Source organism: Chitinophaga polysaccharea, from assembly GCF_902150045.1.
GTDB classification, from domain to species: Bacteria; Bacteroidota; Bacteroidia; order Chitinophagales; family Chitinophagaceae; genus Chitinophaga; species Chitinophaga polysaccharea_A.
Genome location: NZ_CABFVU010000001.1, coordinates 3,419,643 through 3,432,134, shown reverse-complemented (window position 1 = coordinate 3,432,134; position 12,492 = coordinate 3,419,643). Strand labels below are relative to the sequence as shown.

Below are 12,492 nucleotides of genomic sequence, written 5' to 3'. Positions count from 1 at the left end.
CGGGAAAAGCCTAATTTTACCCCATATACCTATAAATCCAATGTACCGTTTCCCTGTCCGAGGCAAATTTGTTGTATCCCTTGTGCTCTGCTTTTTTTCCTGTTTAAGTGCTGTTGCTCAACAAAACGCTGATTTTAGTGCATCCGCTACCAGCGACTGTGAGTCGCTCATTACCAGCTTCACTGATCTGTCCACCGGCAATCCTGTTGCCTGGTTGTGGAACTTTGGGAATGGTACCACATCTACCAAAAAAAATCCAGGCGCCACCTATGTAAAAACAGGAAAATATACGGTATCATTAAAAGTAACCTTCAGTGACGGCAGCTCCAAAACAGCCGTTAAAACAGATTACATCGCGGTAAGGGCAAAGCCTGCAGTAAACTTCAGTATCTCTTCCGGTAAAGGATGCGCACCGTTTGCTGTCACATTCGCGGATAAATCTACCGCAGAAGGAAGCCTGCAGAACTTCAGCTGGGATTTTGGTGACGGCGAAATCTTACAGAACGGCGGAAGTTCTCCCAGTCATACCTACACCAAAGCCGGCGTGTATAGCGTGATCCTGACAGTAACTGACAGTTACGGCTGTACGAATTTTAAAGTACTGGAGAAGGTAGTGGACGTGACGTCAGCTATCAGCGCCAGTTTCAGTATAGCGGAAAAAACACTATGCAAAGCGCCGGCAGATGTATTGTTCACCAACACCTCCACCGGTACGGGCACCCTCTCCTATAAATGGGAATTTGATGACGGCGGCACCAGTACGCTCAAAGATCCGCTGAAACATACATATACCACCAAAGGCACACATAGCATAAAACTAACGGTGATGAATGAACGGGGTTGTACTGCCACGGAATCGGTGACCGACATCAACGTGGCTAATTACGCTACTACCTTCACCACCCCCTCACTGATATGTACCAACCAGGAAGCCCAGTTCCAGGCTACCTTTTCGCCCGTTCAGCCGCAAAGCACTACCTGGGAAATCAATGGAGAATATGCTTGGTCGTACCAGAACAGCGTTAGCTATCGCCCCCAAGCTGAGGGGCCGCTTCATATTAAACTCACTGCCATGTATGGCAACTGCGCCGATGTAGTGGAAAAGACCGTTACCGTAAAACCAACACCCACCGGGCAGATCAGCACGGATAACAAAGCCATTTGCTCCGTGCCGGCAACCGTTAATTTTAAAGACAACATGACCGGCGCTGTCAGCTGGAAATGGAGTTTTGACGACGGGCAAACCTCTACGTTGCAAAATCCTACGCATATATACAACAACCCCGGCAGCTACTACGTGAATCTGGTAGCCACCAGTAAAGACGGCTGTGCCGCCTACAGCACCAACTACCTGTACATCAGTCAAACGGATGTATACCCTTATATGTCGAACAACAGCGGTTGCGAAGGGCTCAAAACTTCTTTTTATGCCAATATTAACAATAATGATGTAATTAAAACCTACCTGTGGAACTTTGGCGACGGCACTACTTCCACTGAGGCCCAGCCGGAGCATACCTATAACAAGGCAGGCGTTTATACCGTTACCCTGCAATATACTACCGGCAACGGCTGTACGGGAACAAGAACGGCTATCGGCAGCGTGGAAGTATATAAAAAACCTACGCCCGACTTCTACTCACCAGGCGCACCCGAAGTATGCGGCAATACCCTTACCACCTTTATCGACAAATCAGACGTAGGCAACAGCTGGTCATGGGATTTCGGGGACGGAAGTTATGGCTATAACAGCACCTCCCAGCACAGTTATTCTGAGCCTGGTATTTATAATATCACCTTAACGGTTTCCAATGGTTCCTGCCCCAATACCATCACCAAAACCGGGTATATTAAAGCGGTAAATCCTTTTCCAAGGTTCAATATTGAACCGGTAGATTGTAGTAAACGTACTACCGTTACCGTTAGCGAATTTTCCCTGGGCGCCACCAGCTGGAAATGGAACTGGGGCGACGGCACAGATACTTCATACACCCGGCAAAGCAGTGCGGTTACACATATTTATTCCAAATCAGGTACCTATACTATACAGCTTACCACCTCCGATGGTCATTGCGAAACCTATCTCAGTAAAACGGTGACTATCATCGCGCCATCTCCTGTTATTATCAGCTCCGATAAAACAGCGCTTTGCAATAATGAAACCATTACTTTTAAAGTAACGTCCGCTGCCACCAGCATTTATCATTATGATCCTTACTACTGGCAGGTAGATGAAACAAACACCACATGGGGCTACAGCTATGGCACCTACACATATACCAATCCCTCTCCGGGTAAGCACACCGTGCGTTTGCTTATGCTCAATCAACTCTATTGCTATGATACCAGCAATGTTATAGCGGTGAATACACGCGGCCCTATCGCCGACTTTAACCTTCCAACCGAAGCACAGTGCAAAGGCACTGAGCTTACATTCACCGATAATACAGATCTTACTTACAGTAACAAAATAGTAAAATGGCAATGGAACTTTGGTGATGGCACCCCGTTGGAAACCTTTACCAGCGCGCCATTTAAACATACTTACCAACAGGCGGGCAACTATTTCTATCCTACCCTAACCGTTACCGACCAGGATGGCTGCAGCAATACCACCAGCGGAAAATCCCTGCAGGTGAACGGCCCGGTGGCTTCATTCTATGCAGACTACTACCTGGTGAAACCGGGAAGCACAGTGAACTTCGGCAATACCTCCTATGTAACCGGCGGATATATTACAGATCTTAAGTGGGACTTTGGCGATGGCAACGCTTCTAATGAACCTTATTATGTATCGCATTTCTATTCCGATAAAGGGCTTTTCCCGGTAACATTAGAGTTGAAAGATAATAACGGTTGTACCGATAAGGTAACTCAAAACATTAAAGTATCCGCCGTAGGCGCAGGATTTACCTATACCTCAGAATTTGTGAACGGCAGCAAATGCGCGCCGATGATCTTCCGTTTCACCAATACTTCCATCAACTATACTACCTGCTCCTGGGATTTCGGCGATGGCGGTACTTCCGACCAGTTTAACCCGGTACATACCTATACAGAGTCAGGGCATTATACCGTAAAGCTTAAAGTAAAAGGCGATGCAGATACGGAAGATGAATACAGCGAGATTGTGATTGTTACAGGACCTTACGCGACCATTGCCACCAGCGCCGATGGCGGCTGTCTTGAAAAAGAAATCACCTTTACCATCAAACCTGAAAATGCCACAACTTTCAGCTGGGACTTCACCGATGGTAATGTTGAACAAACTACAGCACTCGAAATAAAACATCATTTCACCGAACCGGGAATTTACAAACCAAGACTGCTGCTGAAAGATGACGCCGGCTGCAAAGGCAGCGCCTTCCTGGATCACCCGGTAGTGATAGACCAACTGGATATTAAACTGAATCCTTCGCCTGCTAAAATATGCGATGCCGGCGAGCTTACCTTCGCACCGGTGTTCAACAGCTACTCTGTGGAAGAACTGGGCATGGCGCCAACCTATACCTGGACATACGACGTCTCGCTAACGCCCACAGGCATCAATACTACCACACCGGTATTCCAGCTGGACAAGTTGGGCGAGTATAAATTCGGCATGACAGCCACTACAAAATATGGTTGTAAACAAACAGTGGAGGTGCCGGTAAACGTATACCCGAAACCGTTAGCCGCTATCACTGCGCCTGACCAGGCCTGCAAAGATGTACCTGTTGCCTTCAGCGGCAGCGTTACCAAAACCAGTGATGTTACATGGAACTGGGACTTTGGCAACAACCAAACCAGCGACTTGCAGCAACCGGCCGCCCTGTCGTACGCACAGCCTGGCCTGGTGCAGGTGAAACTCACTGTTACCAGTAAAGACGGTTGTACTGATGATGTCATTCACCCGCTGAATATCTTACCACTGCCTGATATTAAAGCCAGCGCCCCGGCAGAATTTGTATGTCTTGGTAACACTACCTTGCTCCATGCTGGCGGTGGCGGTACTTATGAATGGACCCCGGCAACAGGATTAAATGATCCATCACTTGCCGAGCCTACAGCCGCCCCCATAGTGAATACCACCTACCAGGTAAAGGTAACTGACAACAACGGATGTATCAATAATGACGAAGTAAAGCTCAGGGTGATACAACCGTTTGAGATAAAGGCTACCCCTGATACCGTGTTATGCCTGGGCGATAAACTACCACTCCGTGTATCGGGCACCGACTATTATACATGGACCGGCACTGGCATCGACAAGCCCTCCTCTCCCGCTCCTGTGGCTACGCTCCCCCGCACCGGGCAATATGTTTATGAAGTAACCGGGTTTGATAAGGATAATTGTTTCTCTGATAAAGCATCCCTCACAGTGCGTGTAAACCCCGCCCCTACGGTGAATGCAGGAACTGACCGTGAGATCATGGCCGGTATACCCGTATATCTCTCTGCCAATACCAGCAGCGACGTGGTACGCTGGCACTGGAGCCCCGCCGCATCGCTGGACTGCAGCACCTGTGCAAGGGTACAGGCTTTGCCTGATCTCACTACAAAATACCTGCTGGAGGTGGAGAACGTATATGGCTGTAAAGCCTCCGACGATATCGTGCTACATATACTCTGCAACCAGAGTGCTATCTTTATGCCCAACGCCTTTACGCCTAACCGGGATGGCCGGAACGAACGGATCTATCCAAAAGGAAAAGGCGTAAAGGAAATTGAGTGGCTGCGTATCTACGACCGTTGGGGAACACTTGTTTTTGAAAACACCCATTTCCCCATCAATGCACCTGCTTCCGGCTGGGATGGCCGCAAAGGCAGCAAAGAAGCTCCAATGGGCACTTATATTTATTCCATGCAAACAGTATGTGAAGGAGGTGAGAAGTTCGAATTTAAAGGGAGTATAACGTTGATCAAATAGTGGGTTGCGGAGGTTGTCTGACGCGGAGGTTGTCTGACTCAGGATTAAACTTATTACGCTGATTACGCTGATTTGATTATTTTGGGTTTGAAATAATTCGGGAAATAGAAGTGGGTTGTTTTCATTTTGAAGATTTTGGAATTGTTTTGTGATAGTCAATAATTACAGATGAATAACGGGAATTTGCTACAATTCAGGCAGGAGCTGGAACAACAGGGATATACCATGATACCGGATGTATTTTCTGAAACATCTGTAAGGGAGATGATCACTGTGATTGATAGTGTAGACCAGCATAGTCCATTCTTCCGGAAAACCAATGATCTCTTTGCCATCCGCCGTTTTTTGCAGGAGGTGCCTTCCATTATTCCGTTGATATTTATCCCCATCATAAACCTCATAATCCGGGAGCTTTTTGGTGAACATCATGTTCCGGTTAAATCCATTTATTTTGATAAGCCCGGCCAATCAAACTGGTTTGTGGCCTGGCACCAGGATCTGACTATTTCAGTAGCTGAAAAACTACCGGTATCCGGTTATGGCCCCTGGACAGTGAAACCTGGCCAATATGCCGTGCAACCGCCAATCAGTATACTGGAAAGCATCTACACGCTCCGCATTCACCTAGATGATACTAATGAGCAGAACGGCGCTTTAAAAGTGCTGCCCGGCTCACATGCAAGAGGTATTCAACGGGCAAATGATATTGATCTGAACAAAACCCCGGATGTTAGCTGCCGGGTAAAAAGAGGCGGCATCATGATCATGCGGCCCCTGCTCATGCACGCTTCCGGCCGCAGCAGCAATGGACATAACCGGCGGGTGATCCATATCGAATTCAGCGACCAGCAACTGGCCGGGGGCCTGCAATGGGCAGAAACGCGGAGTTTGTCTGACTCAGGATTAAACTTATTACGCTGATTTGATTATTTTGGATTATAAATGAAAAAATAATTAAGGGATGATAAAAGCAAGTCTGCTTTTATCATCCCTTAATTATTTATAAAATCCCAAAAATAAAATCAGCGTAATCAGCGTAATCATCATAATCATGCTCCAAGACAATCGCCGAAGGCGATCCCCTCCGCTAATATCCCGCGTTCTGCTTCAACGTAGCCGTACCATTTTTCACGCTAAGGTCAATCTGGCGCTGCGGGATCGGGAAGCGGACGTTTTTGCTGGTGAAGTTGCCGTTCTCTACATCAGTGGTAATATTTTTCTCGTAGCTGAAATAGCGGTTCAGCTCTGTTTGTGCGATGCCCCAGCGTACAAGATCGAAAAAGCGATGACCTTCCATAGCCAGTTCCAGCTTGCGCTCAAACTGAATGGCTTTTATTGCCCAGGCTTTGCCATTGGCAGTAAAGGCGCCGGCAGGATATGTTTTAATGTTATACTTTGCTGCCGGTATATTGGTATAGCCACCCATTGGTTTGGATGGATCCAGGTAGGTTTTCACCCAGCCAACCGGATTGGCGGCGCGGCTGCGTACTGCATTTACATGATCCTGTGCCGTAGCGAGGCTTCCTGCCTGGGCCTGGCATTCGGCGGCCATCAGCAATACATCTGCAAAGCGGATCAGCACATAGTTGATGGCGTTGCCGGGCGCCCAGCCATTACCATCATAATACTTATCCTGCGTAGCCTGCATGTATACATTTTTAATGGCTGCATACGGACCGGCAGATTGCTGGTCGCGAACCCAATCCATACCCGGGTGGTTGCCCCAGTCGAGGAAAGGTATACCTCGGCGGCCAACGGTCCAGTCGAGGCGTGGATCCAGGTTACCGGCATCCGGAGTAAAGGGCGCACTGCTGGTTAATCCCATATCGCTTTTCACCGGATGGTCGTTAAAGTCGTCAATATAAGGAAGACCATTCGCATCGGTGCGGTAAGAGTTCACCAGGTCCTGCGAAGGCTGATAGAAACCGCAGCAGCTGAAAGGGCCATTATACGGATAATTCAGCATCTCCCCCTGGTTGGCATTACCTGTACCGCCGGAGCCGTCGTTAGCACTATACTGGATAGAGAAAACCGCTTCACTGTTATTCTCCGTAAAGGCATCAAAATTATCATGGAACTTTGTGGTAAGCGCGTAAGGCGTTCCTTTAGCTGTAACACCGTGTGCAATCACATCTTCAAAGATGGGCATGGCTTCCGCATACTTCTTTTCGTAGAGCAGTGTTTTAGCCAGGTAAGCTTTGGCTGCCCAGCTGTTGGCGCGACCTATTACATCCTGTATCTCATTCAGGTTTTCGGCCGCATACTTAAAGTCTGCTTCAATCATCGGCCAGATATCCTTATCATTGGGAATTTTGTATTCATCTACATCCAGCTTGTTAAAGCTGTTGGAATTCTCATCTACCCAGGGCACGTTATCAAACATCTTCTTCAGGTCAGAATAATAATGCCCGCGAAGGAAACGGGCTTCTCCTGCCAGTTCTTTCTTTTCATCATCGGTCATGTCGGTAACATTCGGAAGAATGTGCAGCACAAAATTGCATCGACGCACGCCTTCATAGTTCACACGCCATTTATCATTAAAGAAGCCGTTGGCGGCATTGCCTACAAAAGTGCCTATCTGCAATATAGCGGCGGCATCAGCGGGGTCGCTGCCTTTATGGGCATCTCCGCCGCATACGCTGCCATAGATCCAGTTATCAGGCGATACGGCAAACCCGCTGCCACCGGAGAGATTCACCATATCCCCGTCTTTAAAATCCTGCCCGTCGAGCGCACCATAGGCGCCTATAAGCAGTGTATTTACTCCCTTCTTATTGGTAAGGGAAGATTCTTCAAGGGAAGATTGCGGCGTGCGATCGAGGAAGCTCTTGCTGCAACCTGAAAGAAATGGCGTTGCAATGGCCGCAGTTAACAGTATATGATATAATGATTTCATGATCCTGTTTTTTAAATTGAGCAATTATTAGAAACCCAGGTTAATGCCAATGAGGAACTGGCGCTGATTGGGGTAGGCGCCTTCGTCTACGCCAAAATCGGTGATGTCGGAACCACCAATTTCAGGATCCAGCCCCGAGTATTTTGTAATAGTGAATACATTCGCCGCCTGGATATAAACACGCAGCTTTTCTACGTGTATGCCTGACAGTAGTTTAGTGGGAAAGGTATATCCCAGCTGCATATTTTTTGCACGCAGATAAGCGCCGTTCTCCACCATGTATGAGTTGGGCACGCCCTGTGTGCTGGTAGATCCGTCCACTTCCTGGATAGGCGCTGTAGCGTTATGATGATCCGGCCTCCACGAATCATACAGGGCTGTTTTACTTTTTGCGCTTTCAAAAGACGGGTAGAAATCGCGCCACCACCGCACATTATTCCAGATCTGGTTACCATGCGTGCCGAACAGGAAGATGCTGAAATCAAATCCTTTATAGGTAACACCGAGATTGATGCCATAGGAGAAATCAGGGTTGGGATTGCCGAGGAAAGTACGGTCGTCGGGAGTAATGATACCATCACCGTTTACATCCTGGTAGCGGAAGCGGCCCAGTCCTTCACCTTCCTGGTAAATAGCATCCGGTGTATTGGTTACTTTCTGTGCCTGTTTGTCTGCTGTTTCAATTTCAGCTTCATCATTCCAGAAGCCTATCACTTTATAACCAAAGAAAGACGAAACGGGTTGACCAACTGCATTGCGAATGATGTTACTACCATCAAAGCGGCGACTGTCGCTGTCAAAATAATCCACCCCATCGGCAATTTTCACGATCTTATTTTTGTAAGTAGTGAGCGTACCGCTGATGTTCAGTTGCAGATCCTTATTGATATTTTTATGCCAGCCAACAGAAAAATCGAACCCTTCATTTTTCATGCGGGCGATGTTCACAAAAGGCTGGGCGCCGGTACCGGCAAGGCCGGGCAGTTCAGGATTGTACAGGAGGTCTTTAATATCTTTACGGTAGTAGTCGGCAGAGAAATCGAGCTGCCCGTTAAACAGGCTGGCATCAATGCCGATATTGGCATTCACGTCGCTTTCCCATTTGGCATCGGGATTGCCGATCTGCGTACCTGCAAAACCTGCGTTGAGGCCATTATTAACCCCTGCCAGGTCATAATAGGAAGAGTTGCGGTTGCCTCCATACAGGAAGTAGCCGTTGTTAACGCTGAGGTTAAGCTGGTTGCCCATGATGCCCCATCCGCCACGGATCTTAAGGTCGGTGATCCAGCTGATCTTCTTCATAAATTCTTCCTGTGAAATACGCCACCCTGCTGTAATTGCAGGGAAAGTACCGTAATGGTCGTTCACAAATTTGGAAGAGCCATCGCGGCGTAAGGTAGCGCTCAAAAGATACTTGTCCATAAACGCATAATCAATGCGGCCCAGGATAGAGAACAGGCCTTCTGATTCGCGGTTGCTGTAATTGGTTTGTGTACCGGTTCCTGTGCTGAGATCGGGGAAATAATCATCAAAAGTAAAATAGTCTTTGGTAGTACCTCCCACTGCGCGGCGGCGGCTATCGAACGATTCCGTACCGGCAATTACTTTCAGATCATGTTTATTATTGAACGTCTGGTGATAGGTAAGCGTGTTGGTCCATGTCCAGCTATGTGAATTGGTAGAGCCTTCTGTATAAGAATTACTGGTAGAATTTTCCTTGTTCTCATATTGGGGGAACAGGAAGGAATGCGACCAGCCGGAGGCTACTTCTCCACCAAAGCTGGTGCGGAGAGTAAAATGCCGGAGGAAGTCTACTTCTCCGTATACATTACCAAACAAACGGGTATTCAGCCCTTTATTATTGCGGGTGCGATATTGCATCGCCACCGGGTTAAAAGCGTCTCCCAGGGCGTCGCCGGCAGAACCGGCAAAGTTGCCTTTGATGTCATATACCGGTATAATGCTTTGCTCGCGCATAGCATGACCAATAGCGGCATCCGATGTATTGATATCTACCGAAGGATTTTCTGACATGGAAAAAGCAAGGTTCTCTCCTACCCTGATACCTGGTGTAATGTTATACTGTGTGTTGGAGCGAACGGTATACCTTCTCAGGTAAGTGTTCATCAAAGTACCTTGCTGATTAAAATAATTCAGGGAGAAGAGATAGTTACCTTTATCACCGCCCCCGCTCACCGCTACATTGTGGCTGGTAATGGGCGCCGGGCGGAATACCTCGCGATACCAGTTGGTCCCTGCTTTGTTAGCCCTTGAGATCTGGTAGAAACTGTTATAGTCGTCCAGGTCCGTATAATTTGGATTTACATAATAGAGAGATGGATCAACGGAAGGATCTCCCTCCATAGCACCCGATGGCAGGATATAATCCGGTATTACGGGTTTTGTACCATTGCCATAGAGGGCGGTTCCCGGATCCAGCCCGGAGTTCTTATATGCCAGCCATCTCAGGTCGGCCTGCTCCTGCGGGTTAAGGGTATTCCACACATTACCGTTCTTCGGATACTGGCGGCCGTAGTAACCATCGTAGGCTACTTTTACTTTGCCGGAACCGCGGCGGGTGGTGATAATGATCACCCCGTTGGAAGCGCGGGAGCCATAGATGGAGGCGGCGCCGGCATCTTTCAATACCTGCAGGCTGGCTACATCGTTGGGATTGAGATCCGCAATATCTGTGGTAGGCACACCATCCACTACATACAAAGGAGAGTTGGCCCCAAAAGTATTTACGCCGCGGATACGGATCTGCGGGGATTCTCCCGGCTGGCCTGAGCCGATTACAGTAACACCGGATGCCTGTCCCTGCAGCTGTTCCGTTACCTGGCCGGAGGGCTGTTTTTTCAGGTTGTCTATATTCACTACGGCTACGGAGCCTGTAAGGTCTTTCTTCTTTTGCGTGGTATAACCGGTGACCACTATTTCATTCAATGCACTGGAGCCTTCTTTCATGGTAACATTAATAAGGGCTCTACCGCCAACGGGTATACGTTGTGTTTCATAACCAATGTAAGTGATGTCCAGTTCATCGGTACTTCTTCCTGGTGCTGCGATGGTATAGGAGCCATCTGCATTGGTAACCGTGCCGATACTGGTACCTGCAATACGGACGGTTACACCTGCCACGGGATTCCCTTTTTCATCCCTTACCACGCCTTTTACCGGGTGTTGCTGTTGTACTGCGCCGGGTTCTACAGGTGCGGGAGCGGGTATTTTTTCGGTGACCATATAAAAGTGTTCCCTTACTTTTTCGAAGTGCAGGTTAAAAGGGGCCAGGGCTTTTCCCAGCGCTTCTTCGGGCGATTGGCATGCAGCGACCGACAGCTGTACTTTCTTGTTTTTAACCAGGGTGCTTTTATAGGCGATAGATACACTGAAATGTTCTTCGATGAGATGGAGAACAGTTTTCAGGGAAGATTCATCGGGTTGTGCTTCTGCACTGTTGCCGGTTTCGGGGAGGGCCGGCTCGTTGATGGCAACAGCCGCTTCCTGGGCTGATACCGTTTGGGACAGGAAATACAGGGCCAATGCTTGCATCAGCAAAACACGTAAACCTTTTTTCATGTTGAACAGGTTTTAACGATTAGGAATAAGACATCTATAAAATTGAGCGGCGAGCTTTACGGCTTATGGATCCAGACTTCATCGCCTCTTTGGTTGAATTGCATACGGAAAACCTTGCCCAGCTGTGTCATCATGGTATCGGCGTCATAAATGATAGGCATTGAGCCTGATACTTTATAATTCAATAATTGTGTGTCTCGTATGATCAGTTTTTTACCAAACACCTGCTCCATAAAAACGGCGGCATCCAGCAATGTAAAATCATTCATTATTAAGCGGCCGGTGTGCCAGGAGGTATAATTTACGGCATCTACGCTTTTCTTGGTATAATCTCCATCCTGTTTGTTATACCGCAGCATTTCCCCGGGTTGCAGGTACAGCGCTGCAGCTTTACCCGTATTGTTTTCACCGATATTCAGCAGGATACTTCCCTTTTGCAATACCACCACTATTTCTTTACCACTGCTGTTTACATTGAACTGTGTTCCCAATACTTCCACATCCAGGTGATCGTAGGTATGTACAATAAAATGCTGGTGGGAAGCGGTATGTTTTATATGAAAAAAGGCTTCCCCGTCGAGCCATACTTCACGCCGGCCTGTTCCCGTAACGGCATACAGCAGCCGGGAGTCGGCATTCAGCGTTACTTCCGAGCTATCGGGCAGCAGCAGGGTCCTGGTTTCTCCCAGCCGGGTGAAAGTGCTGAGAATAGGGGGTTGCTCTGGTGCGGGCTTCCACCACCAGGCGCCGGCCAGCAGTATGCCGGTAATTACCGCAGCAGCGTATTTCCAGGCGCTCCTCCGGTAAGGCTGGCGTACAGGTACCACTTCTTCTTCGTTCTCCTCTCCCAGCCCGTTCAGCACTGCATCCCACAACTGTTCCTTATCCGTTGCGGACAGCGGGTAATCGCGGAAGCGGATGCTTTGCACGAGTTGCCTGGCGTTGCTGATGACAGGTTCCTTTTCCGGATGTTGCCTGAGCCATGATTCCCAGAACACATTCCTTTGCTCCGGGTGTAGTACCCATTGCTGAAAGTCCTCATCCATCGCGAACTCCCGGGCGGTGTATGATAAATAATTACTGGAGGCCAAGAGAACGTGCTTTTACT

The 12,492-nt window shown here is 48.4% G+C and carries 5 protein-coding genes; 2 read left to right on the top strand and 3 right to left on the bottom strand.

Translation table 11 applies throughout. The features are described from left to right. Positions 1–82: 82 nt before the first annotated feature. Positions 83–4,909 (top strand): PKD domain-containing protein, encoded by a 4,827-nt coding sequence (locus tag FN124_RS31635; protein ID WP_312847224.1) that lies wholly within the window; start codon positions 83–85, stop codon positions 4,907–4,909. Between the two features lie 168 nt (positions 4,910–5,077). Next, positions 5,078–5,830, top strand: a complete 753-nt coding sequence (locus FN124_RS14080) for a phytanoyl-CoA dioxygenase family protein (protein ID WP_142685337.1) — start codon at positions 5,078–5,080, stop codon at positions 5,828–5,830. A 166-nt stretch (positions 5,831–5,996) separates the two neighbouring features. Here the strand turns inward: FN124_RS14080 and FN124_RS14075 are convergent, their stop codons facing one another. The 3 genes from FN124_RS14075 to FN124_RS14065 are packed head-to-tail and all read right to left on the bottom strand — an operon-like array spanning position 5,997 to position 12,475. Beyond that, on the bottom strand, positions 5,997–7,805 hold the full coding sequence (locus tag FN124_RS14075; protein ID WP_142685336.1) for a RagB/SusD family nutrient uptake outer membrane protein: 1,809 nt from the start codon (positions 7,803–7,805) through the stop codon (positions 5,997–5,999). 27 nt (positions 7,806–7,832) lie between these two features. Further along, the gene (locus FN124_RS14070) at positions 7,833–11,384 is read right to left on the bottom strand and encodes a SusC/RagA family TonB-linked outer membrane protein (RefSeq protein ID WP_142685335.1); all 3,552 of its coding nucleotides are present in this window, start codon (positions 11,382–11,384) and stop codon (positions 7,833–7,835) included. A 56-nt stretch (positions 11,385–11,440) separates the two neighbouring features. Next, the gene (locus tag FN124_RS14065) at positions 11,441–12,475 is read right to left on the bottom strand and encodes a FecR family protein (protein WP_142685334.1); all 1,035 of its coding nucleotides are present in this window, start codon (positions 12,473–12,475) and stop codon (positions 11,441–11,443) included. Positions 12,476–12,492: the final 17 nt, after the last annotated feature.

Coding starts and splice junctions, on each gene's coding strand:
- FN124_RS14080 (WP_142685337.1), top strand. CDS start 5,078: ATGAATAACGGGAATTTGCTACAATTCAGGCAGGAGCTGGAACAACAG.
- FN124_RS14070 (WP_142685335.1), bottom strand. CDS start 11,384: ATGAAAAAAGGTTTACGTGTTTTGCTGATGCAAGCATTGGCCCTGTAT.
- FN124_RS14075 (WP_142685336.1), bottom strand. CDS start 7,805: ATGAAATCATTATATCATATACTGTTAACTGCGGCCATTGCAACGCCA.